This window comes from Qipengyuania sp., assembly GCF_965277845.1.
In the GTDB taxonomy this organism is placed as follows: Bacteria; Pseudomonadota; Alphaproteobacteria; order Sphingomonadales; family Sphingomonadaceae; genus Qipengyuania.
This window is the reverse complement of record NZ_OZ255844.1, coordinates 1337662-1354918: the sequence shown is the minus strand read 5'-3', so window position 1 is coordinate 1354918 and position 17257 is coordinate 1337662. Positions and strand designations below refer to the sequence as shown.

Sequence of the window (17257 nt, the reverse complement as noted above, 5' to 3'; positions counted from 1 at the left end):
ATGCTCAGGCTTGGATGAATCCTTGGATGAACTGGTCGTGCGAAGGCATATTCGCAACGAGCTGCTCATGTTGGTGCCGAATGGTCTCGAGTGACTCTCGTAATTGCTTCTCGTCGATCTCATCCGCCAACGGATTCCAGTTTTCGGGAATTAGTCCCTGACCGATAAAAACCTGGGCCCATGCCACCTCGGTGAACAATTCATCGTCCTCCCGGATGAAGTGTCCCGCCGCGCGAAACTGAGCGATTTTCGATTTGAGAGTTCCGGGCAATTCGCAGTCGCGGCACGCATCCCAGAAGGGTTCGCCCGTTCGCCCATTCGCCCAATAATGCAAGATAAGGAAGTCCCTGACCCTCAGCCATTGTCGCGAAATTTCATCGTTGAACGCTGATTGCATTACGGGATCGATTGAACGCCGCGGAAGCATCGCCATCAAGCGGGCAATCGAGTACTGAGTCAGGTGAATGCTCGTCGATTCAAGAGGTTCGAGGAAGCCCGCGGAAAGACCTATGGCAAGGCAATTCCCAATCCAGTGCTGCCGCCTGGTCCCGGTAGTGAAGCGAATTTGGCGCGGCTCCACGTCCGGCGATCTATCCATCTGCGCCAACAAGAGACGATGCGCTTCATCGTCATCCATGACGTCGCTGCAATAGACGATCCCGTTACCGACACGGTGCTGCAGCGGAATACGCCATATCCACCCGGCCTTGTGAGCGGTCGACGTCGTATATGGCGTGGTCGGCTTATCCGATGAGCACGGAGCAGCAAGAGCGCTGTTACAAGGCAGCCATTTGCTCCAGTCGCAGAATTCGGACCCTTGCAGTTCCGAAATCAACAACCCGCGAAACCCTGTGCAGTCGAGGAAGAAATCGCCCTCCAGGAAACCGCCGTCGTCGACGGTCAATCCAGTGATAGTCTGACCGTCGGTGCCGACCGATACTCCGGCCACCTTGCCTTCTACCCTCGTAACGCCGTTCGCTTCCGCGAGACGGCGCAAATAGGCCGCGTAAAGCGATGCGTCGAAGTGGTAGGCCCAGGGCATGTTGACGCCCTGTGGTGACAGTCCGGCTCCTGGCATCGCCATCTTGCCGGCCCTGGCAGCTACGTCGTTGAGCGAATAGGCGTCAAAAGAAGCCGCAAGACCACGATGGTGCGCCCTGATCCACATTTGATGGAATGGAACTATACCGCTGTGACGGCCTACCTGGCCGAATGCATGAGAATAATCGCTTCCTTCGCCATTCCATCCCAAGAAGCGAATTCCGAGCTTGAAGGTCCCCTTCGTCTCGCGGAGAAACTCCCGTTCGTCGAGGCCGAGTGCCTGGTTGAACGTGCGTATCTGCGGAATGGTGGCCTCGCCGACCCCGACGGTCCCGATTTCGTCGGATTCGATCAGGACGATCGGTGTCGATGTGATGCGCGACAGGGCTGCCGCCGCCATCCACCCGGCGCTGCCGCCTCCGACGATCACGATGCGCCGCAATCGGCCATCGTCGGGTAGCGTGCTAAGGGGGATTAGATCAGGCATTCCAGGAAGTTCATCCTGCCAGTTTGTGAAAAGGGCGCCACCAGGGGCGCCCTTCTCCGTAGTCAATTCAGCTATTTATCAGAAGCCGAGCTGGTCGCTGGTGATCCGGACGCCAGCATAAAAATAGCGTCCGAGCCAGCCAGTCGGGGCATTGTCGAGACCCCGCGACGGCAGTTCGTTGGTGAGGTTGTTCACACCGACGAAGAATGTTGCCTGCTCGTCATCCGTCGTGAATGCCACTCGCAGATCGTGCAGGATACGCGAGTCCAGCGAGAGGAATTCCGGTGCCGCACTATCGGGATTAGCTTCTGGCGCAAGTTCCTCATTCTCGAAACGAAGTTGTTCGCCAATATACTGCAAACCATAGTTGATCGAGAAGTTCTCGAGCGTCCAGGTGATGTCGGCGTTGCCGACCCACTCCGGAAAACCGATTTCGCCTTTGTCGTCATCGATTTCACCGCCGTTTGCGGGAACGAACTCAAAAGCGTCGAGATATCCGAGCGTACCGCGGAAATTGAAGCGCCCGATGCTGCCATCGCCCGGTTCAAACGCATAATTAAGCGTCAGGTCCGCGCCCGACGTATCGATAAACGCAACGTTTTGGGGGCCAACGAAGTAGTCGATCACGAAGCCTGTATCGGTTGATCGAGTAATTGCGTCGCAGAAAGCGTTATCGAGTGTGGGCGAGTCGACACAGAATTCCGCAGTCTCTTGAAGTGTCGGTGTGCGGACCGCGTCGGTGATGCTGATATCGTACCAATCGAAAGTAAGGGTCAGGCCAGGAATGAAGCGCGGCTGAATGACCACACCGGCAGTCCAAGTTTCCGCAAGCTCTTCGAGAAGGGCTACGTTGCCTGAGGTGATGCCCTCAATACTGGCGCTGGAATCGATGTCGCTTGAGGGTTCGAACGTGTCGAAATCCACACCAAGTCCGGTGATCAATGCTTCGCAATTCGCAGCCCGGAAGGACGAACCATTTGCGATCTCTCCTGGATCACAAGGGTCGTCGAGGAAGGAGAATGCCCCACCGCGCGGTGCGAACAGTTCCGTGATATTCGGTGCACGCACCGATTCCGAATAACCACCGCGGAAACGGATGTCTTCGATCGGAGCCCACTGGCCGTTGACCGACCATGCTTCGGTGCTGCCCACGGTCGAATAGTCGGAATAGCGACCCGCGACAGTGACTTCGAGCAGTTCGAAGAACGGAGTGTCCGAAAGTATCGGGACGTTAAGCTCGCCGAAAACTTCCCAGACATCGAAGCTGCCCGTCTCAGGAGCAAGCAATGCGAGGTCGGCCAACACACCGGTGTTGGGGTCAAAGGTGGAGACCTGGGTCGAGATCGCATCCGGCTGGAAGTCGCTGCTCTCGTCGCGATATTCGGCGCCGAATGCGAAGCTCACCGGCCCTCCGGGGAGCTCGAAAATCTCGCCGAAGTCACCGGATACGAACCCGTTGATCACATGCTGTTCGAGGGTAAACGTATTGGACGTGTCGGTCAGTATGAAGGCCAGCGCCTCGGGGCTGGCGACCCCTTCCCCGAAGATATTGAGCGGCACACACTGGCCGGGCGAGAAGGTTTGCGGTGCCTCTCCATAATTGAACGTGCCAGCATCAGCGATCGCCCCCCCGTCGAGATTGACGCGGCAATCGATCACGCCATTGGGCGTACCGGTGAGGAATGCGCCGGCATCCACTGCATCGAGTGCCGCGAAATACCGATCCTCGATCCGCTGATTGGTCGAAGTATATTCGGTCTCGTTACGGCCATAGACGTAGCTGATCTCGAACTTGGCGTTTTCACCGATGTCACCTTCGAAACCGGCGACCGTGCGGAAAAGGTCCCGCTCGAATATCTCGTCACGCGTGCCGAAATCGAAGTTGTCGCGGTTGAAAAGGAGGCCACCAAATGTGTCCAGACCGTTCGCGCGAACATTTGCCGGAATGAACGGATTGTCCTCCGAAATGAAGGTGAAGAAGTCGAACGAGGGCTGCGCGACCGTGAAATTCTCGGACTTCACATACTTGCCTTCGGCGAAGAACCGCAGGCCCGGGTTCAGCTCGAAATTGAAGAAGGCATTGAAGGAATGGTGCTCGGTCCCGGCCTGTAGGTCGCCCTGGTAACTGTTGACCGGCGTATTGTCACCGCCAGTAGCAAGGAAACCCGATTGCGGCAGGAACTGACCGGGATCGTAGGGCTGGCCACCACCGCGGAAGAGCGGAGAAAAGCTTGCGTCGACAACCAGCGCCCCGTCGGGTGAACTGTCCGCCCAACCGATATTATTGAGGAACACGTTGTCGGGAATGTTCGGATCATCGGGAATATCGTTCGGGTTCCGAACAAGCGTATCTGCGGAAAACTGGCCATTTGGACGTGCAAGCGCACCTACACGTGCATCGTCACGATATTCATAGGATATTGCGAAATTGCCGCGATCGTCGGCGAAGTTCTTACCGATTGTTGCCGAAACGAAGATGCTTTCGGCATCGCCAAAGTCCGAAACACCCGTTTGGGCACGGATATCGACACCCTCGAAATCGCGACGCATGATGAAGTTGACGACGCCGGATACGCCGTCGGCACCGTAGACCGATGAAACACCGCCGGTGAGAACGTCGATCCGCTCGATCAGGCCAACAGGGATGGTGTTGATGTCCACCGCCGCCTCGCCGGAGACACCGGCAATATGGCGGCGTCCATCAACCAGCACGAGCGTACGGTTGGGTCCGAGGTTGCGCAGATCCAGCAGGTTCACCCCTGCCGCGCCAGTGCGAGCCTGTGAGCCAGCGGCGTCAAAATTGTCTTCCGAGTTAAAAAGCGCCGGGGTCTGGGTCAACAATTCGGTTACATTGGTGAGGCCCGACTGCTCGATGTTTTCGGCGGTAACAGCCACGATCGGGGTCGCCGTTGCGACTTCGGGACGCTGGATGCGGGTGCCGGTGACAAATATCACATCACCTTCATCTTCAGCGGACTCCTCCGCAGCGGCGCCTGCTTCCTGTGCGGCTGCCGTGACGGGAAGCCCCATAGCGAGGGCAGCGATCCCTGCGCTCGCCATAAGCGGTGTCATGCTGCGGAAACGTCGCGACTTGAGCTTCATTATCTTCCCTTCGTCCGAAAAATTTATCGAAATCAGTTATTTGAGTTTTTATGCACCACTCATTCTGCTTGCGCCAAATCGCATGCACAACCTCCCGCTCCGCCTGCACGCCATTATTCCATGGCTATGTCGTCAAAATGCCACATCGTTGCCGAACGGGCACGGCTCATGACATTTTGAAAGGTCACAGGGGGTCGGCGCAGTCTGCGCTTGGCGGAAGGGCCTTGGCGCGAAGGTCCAGATCATGTGGCGCGATGTCTTTCTCTCCAACCGCGACGCAGTGCTCGAAGTGCTCGGCCGCTTCACCGAAGACCTCAGCCTGCTGCAGCGCGCCATCCGCACGGGCGACGGCGACACGCTGTTCGACCTACTCGAAAAAACCCGCGCCATCCGCAATTCGATCATCGAGGAAGGCCAGGACGATGCACGCCCCGATTTCGGCCGCAAAGATCACTAGGTGGCAGACGACGCGGCGAGACATCCACCGGGACAGTAGTGCCCGCGCGCGTCTTCAGATTACGCTGAATTCCAGGACCGTGAACCTTGCGGGAGCGGTAGCAAAGACGCCGTGACCGCGTCCGCCGCTGCTGCCCAGCGTGAATCCGACACGTCCCGCTTCGGCCAAAGCCTCGGCGAATGCCCGCGGACTGCGCGCGTGATCCGATCCCATCACGCTGATCCAGTTCTCCGCGAAGAGGATGGTCAATTCATGCTCGCCCGGCTCGAGCGGCACAACGCGATCTTGCGGCGAATACCAGCGGTGGAACTGCGTGCCCCTGCGCGCCAGCCAGTCGTCGCCCCTCCGCTGGATATAGAGCGACAAGAGCGCCGCCCTGTCCGGAAACTCCTGCGGCACGAAACGCGTGCCAGCCTGTGCGTCGATGCGATAGCGCAATCTCAAGCCGCGCGCGCCGTCGAGCGGGCCGGTGCGCCTGGTCACGTAATGCACATGGCCATCGCGCCGGCGCGGGCCGGGAAAATCGAAGAACCATCCCTCGCGTGAGATTTCCGGGTGCAGCGGCATACCGACCGAATAGTTGCGCCCGCGGATGACCGGCCCGATTTCCCATTCGCGCAGCGGCGCACGCTCGGCACGCATTGGCGCGCGCACCGCACCGAGTGGTGCCGCACCGGTCACGCATGCGAGGGCCGCTGTGGAGGCAAGGAAGTGGCGTCTGTCCATGCGCGATGCCTAGCCGTTGCCGGTTAGATGCCCGCTGAATGCACCAGCCATCCCGCGGAAAGGCAGACATTCGCGATCGAACGCTCACAGCATGAACATTGCCCTGCGACGGGCTGTAAGCTTCAGCTGTTGAGCGCGTTGATCGCCTCTCGCACCCGCTCTTCCACTTCGGCGCGCGGGAGGCCCGGCGGGATCGGTTCGGCGAAGCGGTAAGTGATCCGGCCCGGTGTCTTGAGCAGGCTGTGATAGACCGGCCCGCTATCGACCGCTACCGGCACCACTGGCAAGCCGAGCATCTTGTAGAGCCCCGCGAAGCCCGCCTGCAGCTTGCGGTTTTCGCCATGTGGCACGCGCGTACCTTCGGGAAAGATCACCAGCGGGCGCCCATCCGCCACCAGTGCCCTGGCCGAGCGGATCATGGTCATCAGTGCCCTCGCCCCGGCATCGCGTTCGACCGGCACCAGACCGAAGGCGGCGGCCGCGCGGCCCCACAAAGGGATACGGAAAAGCTCCTGCTTGGCGAAGACGCTTGGCGTATCGAACAGTGCGGGCGCATCGATCGCCTCGAAGAAGCTTTCGTGCTTGATGGCATAGAGCACCGGTTCGTCGAGCGGCGCGCCATCGAGCACGATCTCGCAACCAAGCAGGTGCGTCAGGCACCAGCGCTGCCACTGCGCCCAGTTGCGCACGCGGGCGCGAAAGGCATCGATGCTAAACGGCAGCGACGCGAGCGAGGCCGCGGTTATCAGCAAGCTGCCAAGATAGAAGGCGAGGTAGAAGGCGAGATTGCGGAGCAGACGCATGGCAGTTTCAGCTCGGCAACCCTTGCGAGATCGCCGCTGCGAGCAGCTTGTTGTATTCCAGATAAAGCGTGGCGAGATCGGGATGCGAGACCACCGCATCCTCCACCACGCGCATGTCGGGCGGCAGGGTTTCGCCGAATTCGGAACTCGCGCGGGCCATATGCCAGTCGGTCGTCACCAGCCGGACCGACTCGAATTCGTTCTCCCTCAGCCATTGCGCCGCTTCGCCCGCATTGCTGCGCGTGTCGACCGCGAGATAGCCGAGCTTTACGCAGCATTCCATGGTGCGCCGCGAAACGTCGAATTCGGCCGCAAACTCGGCAGGCCGGACTTCCGGATCGACACCCGAGACGAACATTTCCTTCGCCAACCCTTGCTCGACAACCGCGAGCCCGCGCGCGATCCTTCCCGGCCCGCCCGTCAGCACGATTACCGCGTCCGTCCGCTCGCCCGCCACCGGTTTCGGCAGCGAGACGGCAAAGCCGAGAAAGCCGAAGGCGTAAACCAACAGGACGGCGGCGAAGAAACGAAGGATCACAGCATTTTCCTGAGCAACGCGAGCACGGTGAAGCGCGCCGTGTAGACCGCTAGAACAACCGCCCCCACGGGAACAAGCGCCAAGACCAGCCAATCGGTATTTTCGAGCCCCCCACCCGAAACCAACCCGGAATCGAGTGCCGAAAATTGGGTGCCCATCAGCCACACGGCCGCCATGCCGATCAGCAGGCCCAACACGCCGCCGGCCAGCGCATCGGTCAGGATCGAGCGCTGGAACACGCGCGCGATCTGGTCGTCACTGCCGCCGAGCAGATGAACGATCTCGATCGTGTCGCGATTGGTGCCAAGCGCATTGCGCGCCGCAAGCCAGACCGCCGCCGCACCGGTGAAAGCCAGCAGGGCGATCAGTCCCACAGCCATCCAGCCGAGGGCCGACAGCGCGGACAGCACGGGCGCGAGCCATTGCGCCTGCGCGTCGATCCGCGCCGCAGGGGCCTGATCTGCAAGCAGGCTGCGCAGCCGCTGAAGCGTCGCCTCGTCGGCCCCGTCACGCAGCCGCAAGTCAATCAGCGCGGGAACCGGGACCGCGTCTTCGAGATTGTCGGTGCCCAGCCAGGGTTCGAGCAGTTGCTCCACCGCCTCCTGCGGCACGATCGAGAGCCCGGCGACCTGTGGATCCTGCACAAGGATCGTCGCTGCGGCTTCGGCCTGCCGGGCACGAAGTTGCGGGTCGGCTTCGACGATCTGCACCGTGGCGCTGCCTGCGAGTTCGCCGCGCGCGCGGTCGGCAAGGTTGTCCAGCGCGAGCCCACCGCCCGCCGCCAGCACCGTGAGCGCGACCATGATCGCGATCACCCAGGGCATCGGCCCGCCCAGCCGCGCCTGAGGCAGCAGATGCGCGGCGCGGCGTCCGCTGAGAGGCGACAAACCGCGGTCAGCAGCGCGGGCGAGGACCGGGGGCTTCTTCATTCGCCCGCCCCCACCCGCCGCGGCGGATAACGCAGAGCGCCGGTCGGGTCGGACAGTCGCCCCTTGTCGAGCCGCATGATGAGTGAATCGGGCACCTTGCGCAGCAAATGCACATCGTGTGTCGCCACCACCACGGTCGTGCCGAGCCGGTTGAGCGCCTCGAACAGGCGGATCAGCTTGAGCGCCATTTCAGGGTCGACATTGCCCGTCGGTTCGTCGGCCACCAGCATGTCGGGTCGACCGATGACCGCGCGGGCAATAGCGACGCGCTGCTGTTCGCCGCCCGACAAGGTAGCGGGACGCGCGCCGGCACGATGCGCGAGCCCGACCCATTCGAGCATGTCCGTAACCGGCCCCAGCAAGTCCGCCTCGCGCACGCCCGAAACGCGCAGCGGCAGCGCGATATTGTCGAAGGCCGAAAGGTGATCGACCAGTCGGAAGTCCTGGAACACGACCCCCATCCGGCGCCGATAGGCCGGAAGGCGCTCGCGCGGGAGCGTGATGACATCGGTCCCGAACATCCGGATCGCCCCGCGCGACGGGCGCTGGGCGAGGTAGAGAAGTTTCAGGAGTGTTGTCTTGCCCGCCCCGCTTGCACCCGTGAGGAAATAGAAACGACCCGGATAGAGCGTGAAGGAAACATTCGAGAGCACCTCGCGATCGGTGCCGTAGCGCAATCCGACATTGTCGAACTGGACGATCTCGTCCTCGGGCACGCTCATTGCCCGGCCCGTTCGATAAAGAGGAAAGGAACGCCCGTCATCGTCTCGAACCGCCTATAACCGCGCTTGCATGTGGAAAAAAGCCGCCTCCGGGGTTTGCGAACAGGACTGTCGCTTGTCGTGATTCGCATGGCGTCCTAAGGCCTCGGGTCACCATGATCATCGCCTGCCCCGCCTGTTCCACGCGTTATGTCGTGCCCGACAGCGCCATCGGAATCGACGGGCGCACCGTGCGCTGCGCGAAGTGCAAGCATAGCTGGTTCCAGGAAGGCCCGGATGCCGAGCGGATCGCGGCCGCCGAAGCGGTGCCGGTCCCCGCAGCCGCTCCCGCACCCGCACCGCCGCCGCCAACGTCGCCCAAGCCCGCAGCAGGAGCACCCGATCCGGCTGCGAAACCGGGCTTTAGCTATGACGACACGGCGAGCAAACCGCCGCTCCGCGAGGGTCCCGATTTCGACGAGACCGCTCCGCCCTTTGGCGAGGTGCAGGACGACCTGCCGCCTCCGCCCGCCCCGGAGGAGAGCGACGGCCCTTCGCGCTTCGACCATGCGCCGCCGTTCCGGCCGCGCCGCAACATCACCAAGCTGTGGACCTGGGCCGCGGCGATTTTCGCGGCGATCGCACTGGGCACGATCGCGGCGGTCAATACTGTCGGCCTGCCCGAGTGGGTTCCGGTCTCCCGTCCGCTGTTCGGTGCTGCGCAGCCCGATCTCGAATTGTCGTTCCCGGTCGAGCAGCAGGAGCGCCGCACGCTGCCCAATGGCACCGAATTCTTCGGCGCGCGGATCATCGTCACGAACACCGCACGCGAATCCCGGCCAATCCCGCCGATCCTGATCGTGCTGCGCGACCAGCGCGAGCGACAGGTCTATAGCTGGGTGGTCCAGCCGCCGCAGTCCACGCTCGCGCCGGGCGAGGAACTGACCATCAACGAAGCCGTAACCGACGTGCCCAAATCGGCCGTTTTCGCCGATATCGGCTGGGCACCGCGCTAGCGTCCGCAAACCTGCGATAAAGATGCTTGCGGGGCCGCAGCCTCGCTGCTAGTGGCGCGCTCCTACCGACGGGAGCCTCCGAATGCGGATTCGCTCTCGATGCTGACTGTGTGCGGTCGTGGCGGAACTGGTAGACGCGCAACGTTGAGGTCGTTGTGGCCGCAAGGCCGTGGAAGTTCGAGTCTTCTCGACCGCACCAAACAGTCCCAGTCGTATGACATTTGTCAAACCGGTTTTATCGTGCTCAGCGGCCACCATGGCCCCTCGGCGCGTTCGGCCTTGTGGCGGCCGAGGTCGCGCAGGCGGGCCATGAAGGCGGGTTTGAACATTTCGTCTTTCTTGAAATTCTCGCCCACTTCGCTGCAGAAAGTGTCGTAGCGATCCGCGCTGGTCAGCATGATACGGCCATAGGGATTGTTGAGCCTTAGACCGGCGATTGCGCCGATCTCGCTCTCATTGACAAGCAGGTCGTAGCCGCGCTGCCCGTTCTTGAGCGGGCCGGACGTCGAGTTGAGCGAAATCTGATCTTTGCGCGCGGTCGGGCCGTTGCGCACGACGTAAACGGTCGGCGCCGTGGCCTCGTAGTCCTGGGCGATTGCTTCCTGCGATGCACCGCCCGCCACCTTTGCCACCGCGTGGCCCTTCATCTGCGCGCGCACTTCCTGGTCGACCGCCGCCATCGCGCGGTCGAAAAAGACCGAGCGCCGGACCCCGCCATCGTAGAGCGCGAGCGGTTTCCCGTCGCTACCGGCGACGCGCAGCTGCTGGTGGAACACGGGCATGGCGGAAGACGCCATGGTCGCCGCGGCCAGAGCCTGCGCCGCTGCCGCGGCATTGGGCGCGGCATTCACCAGCTCCTTGATATCGGCATAGCGGAAGACACCGCGCTCGGCTTCGACGAAGCCGGCGAAGCCTTCGATGCTCGACTGGCCGATCGCCGTGACGAGGCTCTCGTCGCCATCGGGCATCAGCGCTTCCACGATCCGTTTGCGCAGGGGCGCGGTGCCTGCGGCAGATCCGAAGATCGGGACACCGATCATCTTGGTGTGCCTTACGACATCGCTCTCGCGTTCGGGCGAATAGCCCCATACCAGTCGTTTGAGCGCCAAGCGGCGCATATCGGGTGTCTGCTTGGGATCGAGCGCCACCATCAGCATCAGCGCCTGGAGCGAACCAGTCGAGATGCCGGTGATCACTCCGACATCGGGCAGCGCGAGATCGTTGCCGCTGTTGCGGCTGAGCGTATCGAACAGGCCTGCGCCATAGGCGCCCCACTGACCACCGCCCGAGAGCAGCAGAACGTTGCAGTCGGGTCGGCTGGCCTGATTATGGCACTGCACCGCATCGCGAATGGAGCACGACATGCGATCGTCCAGGCGGCATATCTCGGCATCGGGCACATCGGCCTGCACATCGCGGATGAACGGGCCGACATCCCCGTCGACGACATGCGTGTAGAAACCGTCGATGGCGAAGGTCAGCGGCCCGCGACGGAACAGCCTGAAGCCGACATAGCCTAACACGCCCAGCGCCAACAACGTGGCGCCCACACCGAGCAGGAAATTTTCCATGATCGCACCCCCCGAATGATCCCGGGGGATACTGCGCTGGAATCGCGGGAAATTCAATCAGCCGTGTGCGCCGAACTCATTGGCGATGGCAGTCGAGATACGCAGACACAACGTATAGGCTTGCTCGATCGGGTCGATGTAGTTCTCGCGGATCGCGGCATAGCCTTCGCCCGCACCAACCGGATATTCACCGGCCTCGTCGAGAGCAAAATCGCCCTTGCGCGGGAAACTCGTCGGGAAGGCGCGGCGCAATTGGGCCAGTGCTTCGTCGACCCGAAGCGTAAAGACCATCTCGAGCACGTCGGTGCGGCTGATGTCGTTGGCGCGGCTGAAGGCGGGCACCGAAACCACCTTGAGGAACATGTGCTGGAGCAAGGCAAGCCGCACCGCTTGCAGCACGCCGATCGCCCGGCGGACGCTTTCGCGCTCGGGATGCGGTTCGTCGTCGGGCACCAGGTCGAACAATCGGTGGAGCTTCAAGGCATCGACCCGCAAGCGCGAGGCAAGACGGCGGAACACGCCGTTGCGGTCGTCCTTGATAAGATATTCGGCCAGCGCTTCGCAGGCTTGCGCCAGGTGCGGTTCGGTGCCGCGATAGGGGCGGCTTGCCCAATAGGCCGAATTGAACAGCTCGCCGAAGGCGGCGACGGTCTTGATGCTGGCAAGCGCATTGGAGGCGCGAACCAGCCGCATGATCTGCCGCCCGCGCGGGCTTTCGGAAAGCAGCGCGCCGATCTCTTCGATATTGCTTTCCGCCGCGCTGCCCACCCCGGCGATGATGTTGACCGGATATCCGAGCTGCTGGAGAATCGCATTGTGCGGGATCGCGCGGATCTGCCGCAGGCTCATCTCGCGATCGGCATTGATGTCGCTCTGGCGGCGAGACTTGCGGCTGCCCGTTTCGTTTAGCAGGCCGAGGCCGAAGGCGGTGATCGCACGGCTGTAGGTGCGGCTCTCGAGATGCTCGCGCTGGTGATCCTTGATCGCGCGGTAGAAATCGAGGCTGAGGTCGGTCCGCCGATAGAAGGGATCGGTGGGAACATCGGCATCGGTATGCGCCGGACTGTAGGTCACGATCTGCGTCAGCGTCGCGAGCGCGATCTGCGGCGTCGCGAAAAGAAGGTAGCCGTCGCCGCCCTGGAAGCTCGCCTCGGGCTCCAGCATGATGCTGGCACGGGCAAAACGTCGCTGGGCCCAGGGACTGAGCGCCCACTCGATCCGATCCTCGAAGTTCGACGGATGCGCGCCGCGGCCCATGCCCTCGCCATGCGTGTCGAAGATCAGCGCCGCGACATCGGTAAGGCCGTTGGCGCTCATCGCCTCGGCCAGCCGGCCCTGAAGGCGCTCGATGGCAAGGCTCGCCGGGATCTGGCCGACGAAGCGACCCGCGTCCGAGAAACCCGTCTGGATCGCCACGCGTCCGCGCTCCCTGGCATAGGCCTGGTAGTCCGGTTCGGCGAGCAACAGGTCGAGGAACCGCCCGCCATGTTCGAGCGCGGTTTCGGTTTCGAACAGGGGCGACACGTCGACCTTGTCGGCGATCCCGAAGAGCTTCGCGAAATAGAGCGCGGCAAGAACGGTGGAGGGCTGTTCGCATTCCGCCACCAGCATGCGGATCGGCGCATCGGAATCGATGTGTTTGAGTATCTGCGCCATCGCGAGGAACTGACGCACGGCGGTCGAGCTCTCGACCGCGAGGCTGGCAAAATTCGCGCTCTGCGGCGCGACATTCGCGAGAAGCTCGCGCAGCGCGGCGATCGCGCCGCGACTGGATAGATCGATATCCGCCGCATCGCCGAGCCGCGTGCGGATGGCGTTGTGCAATTGCTTGGCGTTCACGCGGAAATGGATCCAGCCCATGCCCAGCCCGTCCGCACGCATGGCTGCGACCAGCGTGCGTAGCGCAATCGCCCGATCGCTGTCGCTTTCGGCGGCCTCGCTTTCGAGACGGTCGATCAGCGGAGCGAGCGAGAGCAGCTTGTCGGAGTGATCTGCGGTCAAGCGGTTGGCCGCTTGCGACAGGTCCTTCGGGTCGGACAGGTCTCCGGCGAATTCCTCCGCGCTGCGCTGCGCACGGTCCTGCGCCGCCCGCAAGGTCGCGACCAGCGCATGCGAGGAATCGATCGCTTCCAGCGATGCCGCGTAACGACCCAGCCGTTCCGCTTTCTCGGCAAGCCGGAACGCGATCGAAGTGTACCATTTGATATCGGTACGCCCATCCATGTCGTAGCCGACCCAGCTGGCGAAACGGAACGGCAGCGGCTGCAATTCGGTCCAGCGATCGGGGTAGGCCTTTTGCGCTTCGCGCAGCACGGCGCTCACGATGCGATCGCGTGCCTCCTGGGCATTGGCGAGCGCCGCCATGGCGCGGTCATGCTCGTAACGCAGCGTGATGTCTGGCTTTTGCCTTTCCCCGTCCGTCTCGGCCTCGCCGCCCTCGGCGACCGCTCCCGCCACCGCCTCGCTCTGCTGTGGCGACAGCAGGAAAGTAGGGTGGGCGGTAAAGACCGCATGCATGTGCGGGTGTTCCCATTGGGTGCGGAACCGCTCGAAGTCATCGCCCGCCTCGGCCAGCGCCGGCAGCCTTTCCTCCGCCTTGCGCGGCGCGAGCAGGGTACGCAATCTCGTGGCCCGCGCATCGAGCGATTGCGCCTCGAGCTCGTCCACCAGCCCGGCCAGCGCCGCAATTCCCAGCTGGCCGCTTTCGAGTTTGCGCGAGATATCGAGCGAGAGCTGGAACACGGGATTGAACAGCGGAGTTTCCCGCGTCTGGCGGTGCAGTACCCTCAGGCGCTCGCTCAGGCTCGCCAGTGTCGGTTCGATATTCGTCTCGGCCATCGCTCTTCTCTATCCTGGGGGAAGCGATGAGTTCCGCGCCATACCGCGGCAACTGTCAAGGCGCGGCCCCGCGAGGAGCACATGAATACGCATGCGGTCGCCGTTTCAAACCACCACGCCGGCGAGGCCTTCCATCTCCTCCGTGCCGATCAGCAGGGCCAGTTCGTGAGCCGGAACCGGACGACTGAGCAGATAGCCCTGGATGAATTCGCACCCTTCGCGGCGCAGGATTTCGCGTTGCTCCAGGTTTTCGACACCCTCGGCCAGCGTATCCATCCCCAGCGCCGAAGCCAGGGTGGTGATCGCACGGATGACGGCATGGGCGTTGTTGCCCTTGTCGTTCAGGTCGCGCACGAAGGTCTGGTCGATCTTCACCTTGTCGAAGGGGAAGCTGCGCAGGTAGCTGAGCGAAGAATAGCCCGTGCCGAAATCGTCCAGCGCAATACGCACGCCCAGGTCGCGCAGCTCGTGGAGCGTGCCGAGCGTCTTTTTGATGTCGGCGATGAAAACGCTTTCGGTGATTTCCAGCTCGAGCCGCTCCGGCTGCAGGCCGGAATCGGCGAGGGCCTGCATGATGGTAGTTGCCAGTCCCGGCGCGGCGAACTGCCTAGGTGAGATATTGATGGCGATCGACAGGGCTTCGGGCCAGGCGAGCGCCGCGCAGCAGCCTTCGCGCACGACCCATTCGCCGATCTGGAGGATTAGCCCGGTTTCCTCGGCAAGAGGGATGAATTCGGCCGGGTTGACGAGGCCTCGCGTCGGGTGGTTCCAGCGGATCAGGGCCTCGAAGCCCTGAAGCTTCTCCTGGGCCAGACTGTAGAGCGGCTGGAAATAGAGTTCGAATTCGCCGTTCTTGATCGCCAGGCGCAGTTCAAGTTCGAGTTCGCGCCGCCGGCGGGCTTCCTGATCGAGCATCGGCTCGAAGAAGTGGAAGGACGACTTGCCCTCGCGCTTGGCGCGATAAAGGGCCAGGTCGGCATGCTTGAGCAGATCGGTCCCGTTCTCGCCATCGCCCGGGGCCACGGCGATACCAACGCTGGCCGAACACAAGGCGGTGTAGCCATCGAGATCGACCTGCCGGTCGAAACTTTCCTGTATGCGACGGGCGATAGGCAGCAGACTGGCCTGATCGTCATCGACCACCACGAGCACTGCGAATTCGTCGCCCCCCAGCCGCGCGATCAGCGCCTTGCCGAGATCGGCGGTCAAGCCTTCGGCGACCTTACGCAGCAGGGTATCGCCGGCCGGATGGCCAAGCGTATCGTTGACCAGCTTGAAATCGTCGAGGTCGCAATAGGCGACCAGCACGCGCTCGTGATCGTCACGCCTTGCCAGAGCCTGATCGAGTTGTTCGGCGAACAGCTTCCGATTGGGCAGGTCGGTCAGTTCGTCATGCAGGCCGACATGGACGATCTGGCGCTCCCGTTCCGCGATTGCCGCAAACATCGAATTGAAGCTGGAGGCAAGCCGCCCGACCTCGTCCTCGGTCTCGACGCGGACCACAGTCTCCTCGCCCTTCCCGAAGCGGCACATCGCTTCGTCGAGCGTCGACAATGGTCCGGTGATGCCGCGTGCGATACGCCAGCCAAGTCCCACCATGAGCGCGAGGCCCGCCAACGCAACGCCGGCCAGCACGTATTTGAGCCTCGCATATTCCGCGAGCGCCCCCGCCATCGAATGGCGCAGAACGAGACGCGGTTCGATGCCGTCCTGCAGGCTCGGCAATGCGCTCACATGATACAGGTTGCGCGCCGGATCGTCCGCCTCGAAGATTTCGCCCAGCCCCGCATCGGCGAGGAGCGGAGTGAGACTGGCCTCGCCGAGCACGGCAGCTTCGGTTTCGACCGCGGCGAGTTCCGCCAGGCGCGCCATTTCCCTTTCATCGAAGGGCGCTGCCAGAACCAGCCAGCCCATCAGCTCCGGCGCTTCGATCGGCGATGCCGCCGCCAACGCCAGCACGCCGCCGAGGCGTAAGGTGCCCTTCTCGATTCCGTCGTCGAGATTGTACCAGATCGCCTCGAGCGGTGGCGTAGCCGTTTGGCCATCGTCGATCAGCGATCCGTCGAGCCCGACCACGAAGGCTGCGCTCGCCTGCGAGCGGTCGCGCAGCGATCGCAACGCGCTGGCGATGGTCGGCGCATCGCCCGTCGCAACCGCCTCGCGAAAGCCGAAGTCGCGCGCAAGCACATCGGCAGATGCGCGCATCTGCCTCGCTCGCAGCTCGATGATCTCGTCGAACACCCGGGCGTTGGCGGCGAGATCCCGGCTTGCGCTGGCTTCGCCGAACCGTTCGATACCCGAATTGACCAGCACCATGAGGACCGCAGCCACCGCCGCGAACAGCGCGGCGTAGAGCACGGCGATCCGGATCTTGAGCGAGCGAAAGGTCGGCACCGGGAACGATGGGAAGGCGCTCTTCACCGCAGGCGGACCGCGATCTTTTGCGCACCGCGTGCCGAAATGCTCTTCGACATCTCCCCTCCGGGCGCGCGCAGGCGTGGATGCGATACGGTGAGGGTCGCAGCCCCCGACGGCACGCCGGTCAGCGTGACATAGCCATTGGCGTCGGTCTTGGCGGCGAAAGGCGTATCGACCACGCGGATATACCCGCTCATATCGTCATGGATATTGCAGCCGAGCGTAACCGAACCGCTGACGGGGAAGGTATGCGATCGTGTCTGGTCGCGGCCGTAGAGATCGATCTGGAAGCGAGCCGGCTTCGAAAAGCTGTAGACCGAGTGGCGGACCTTATCGAGATTGGGAAAAGCCACCGTGCTCCCTCGCGCGATCACCAGCGTGCTGGGAACGAATTGCTCGTTTCTTTGCGCCATCGCCATGCGCCAGGGAAAGGTGATACGGCCCCCGCGCCAGCCCGAAGTCTCGAGTTCGACCACGGCATTGCGCACAGGCACGCCGCGCTCGTCCACGATTTGCACCGTCACCGCGCCAGTCGATGCGGCCCATGCGATGGATGCGGGCAAGGCCGCCAGCGCGGCGAGCAGGGTAAGAAAGCGAATCACGATGAGACTGCCGGTAAACGACCGGGAG

13 protein-coding genes, 1 tRNA gene and 1 pseudogene are annotated in these 17257 nt (G+C 62.9%); 4 read left to right on the top strand and 11 right to left on the bottom strand.

The genetic code is table 11. The annotated features are described in order from the left end of the window. Nucleotides 1-4: 4 nt before the first annotated feature. Both ACQY4G_RS06680 and ACQY4G_RS06675 read right to left on the bottom strand, forming a co-directional pair. Nucleotides 5-1528: a tryptophan halogenase family protein gene (locus ACQY4G_RS06680; RefSeq protein WP_421989660.1), complete on the bottom strand. Its 1524-nt coding sequence runs from the start codon at nt 1526-1528 to the stop codon at nt 5-7. A 78-nt stretch (nt 1529-1606) separates the two neighbouring features. Beyond that, nucleotides 1607-4630 carry a TonB-dependent receptor domain-containing protein gene (locus ACQY4G_RS06675; RefSeq protein ID WP_421989658.1) on the bottom strand — a complete coding sequence of 1008 codons (3024 nt, stop codon included), beginning with the start codon at nt 4628-4630 and terminating at the stop codon, nt 1607-1609. On the opposite strand from ACQY4G_RS06675, the gene ACQY4G_RS06670 reads away from it, so the two are divergent. Together ACQY4G_RS06670 and ACQY4G_RS06665 are read left to right on the top strand one after the other, a co-directional pair. Continuing rightward, complete coding sequence (locus ACQY4G_RS06670; protein WP_421989656.1) at nt 4620-4802, top strand: hypothetical protein; 183 nt, start codon at nt 4620-4622, stop codon at nt 4800-4802. The genes ACQY4G_RS06675 and ACQY4G_RS06670 overlap by 11 nt on opposite strands. A gap of 66 nt (nt 4803-4868) precedes the next feature. After that, nucleotides 4869-5087 (top strand): annotated as a pseudogene (locus tag ACQY4G_RS06665) (prephenate dehydrogenase dimerization domain-containing protein); the annotation flags it as partial. 54 nt (nt 5088-5141) lie between these two features. Here ACQY4G_RS06665 and ACQY4G_RS06660 read toward each other — a convergent pair. The 5 genes from ACQY4G_RS06660 to ftsE all read right to left on the bottom strand — a co-directional run bounded on the left by ACQY4G_RS06660 (nt 5142) and on the right by ftsE (nt 8805). After that, the gene (locus ACQY4G_RS06660; RefSeq protein ID WP_421989654.1) at nt 5142-5813 is read right to left on the bottom strand and encodes a hypothetical protein; all 672 of its coding nucleotides are present in this window, start codon (nt 5811-5813) and stop codon (nt 5142-5144) included. A 122-nt stretch (nt 5814-5935) separates the two neighbouring features. Then, nucleotides 5936-6616 carry a lysophospholipid acyltransferase family protein gene (locus ACQY4G_RS06655; RefSeq protein WP_421989652.1) on the bottom strand — a complete coding sequence of 227 codons (681 nt, stop codon included), beginning with the start codon at nt 6614-6616 and terminating at the stop codon, nt 5936-5938. 7 nt (nt 6617-6623) lie between these two features. Next, complete coding sequence (locus ACQY4G_RS06650; RefSeq protein ID WP_067692867.1) at nt 6624-7154, bottom strand: YdcF family protein; 531 nt, start codon at nt 7152-7154, stop codon at nt 6624-6626. Next, nucleotides 7151-8083 carry a cell division protein FtsX gene (locus tag ACQY4G_RS06645; RefSeq protein WP_421989650.1) on the bottom strand — a complete coding sequence of 311 codons (933 nt, stop codon included), beginning with the start codon at nt 8081-8083 and terminating at the stop codon, nt 7151-7153. The genes ACQY4G_RS06650 and ACQY4G_RS06645 overlap by 4 nt, the downstream gene beginning before the upstream one ends. After that, nucleotides 8080-8805: a cell division ATP-binding protein FtsE gene (gene ftsE / locus ACQY4G_RS06640; protein WP_067692865.1), complete on the bottom strand. Its 726-nt coding sequence runs from the start codon at nt 8803-8805 to the stop codon at nt 8080-8082. The genes ACQY4G_RS06645 and ftsE overlap by 4 nt, the downstream gene beginning before the upstream one ends. Before the next feature lie 155 nt (nt 8806-8960). Here ftsE and ACQY4G_RS06635 point away from each other — a divergent pair, with 155 nt between their 5' ends. Together ACQY4G_RS06635 and ACQY4G_RS06630 are read left to right on the top strand one after the other, a co-directional pair. Continuing rightward, nucleotides 8961-9800, top strand: coding sequence for an MJ0042-type zinc finger domain-containing protein (locus ACQY4G_RS06635; RefSeq protein ID WP_421989648.1), 840 nt, complete (start codon nt 8961-8963; stop codon nt 9798-9800). 112 nt (nt 9801-9912) lie between these two features. Next, a tRNA-Leu gene (locus tag ACQY4G_RS06630) sits at nt 9913-9999 on the top strand. 25 nt (nt 10000-10024) lie between these two features. On the opposite strand, the gene ACQY4G_RS06625 is transcribed toward ACQY4G_RS06630, so the two are convergent. From ACQY4G_RS06625 to ACQY4G_RS06610, 4 genes are all read right to left on the bottom strand, one after another. Further along, on the bottom strand, nt 10025-11371 hold the full coding sequence (locus tag ACQY4G_RS06625) for a patatin-like phospholipase family protein (protein WP_421989646.1): 1347 nt from the start codon (nt 11369-11371) through the stop codon (nt 10025-10027). Between the two features lie 57 nt (nt 11372-11428). Beyond that, complete coding sequence (locus ACQY4G_RS06620; protein ID WP_421989644.1) at nt 11429-14209, bottom strand: phosphoenolpyruvate carboxylase; 2781 nt, start codon at nt 14207-14209, stop codon at nt 11429-11431. A gap of 105 nt (nt 14210-14314) precedes the next feature. Then, entirely contained in the window at nt 14315-16630 is a 2316-nt protein-coding gene (locus ACQY4G_RS06615; protein ID WP_421989642.1) for a putative bifunctional diguanylate cyclase/phosphodiesterase, read from the bottom strand. Next, nucleotides 16627-17229 carry a methylamine utilization protein gene (locus ACQY4G_RS06610; RefSeq protein ID WP_421989640.1) on the bottom strand — a complete coding sequence of 201 codons (603 nt, stop codon included), beginning with the start codon at nt 17227-17229 and terminating at the stop codon, nt 16627-16629. Before ACQY4G_RS06610 ends, ACQY4G_RS06615 begins: the two co-directional genes overlap by 4 nt. Nucleotides 17230-17257: the final 28 nt, after the last annotated feature.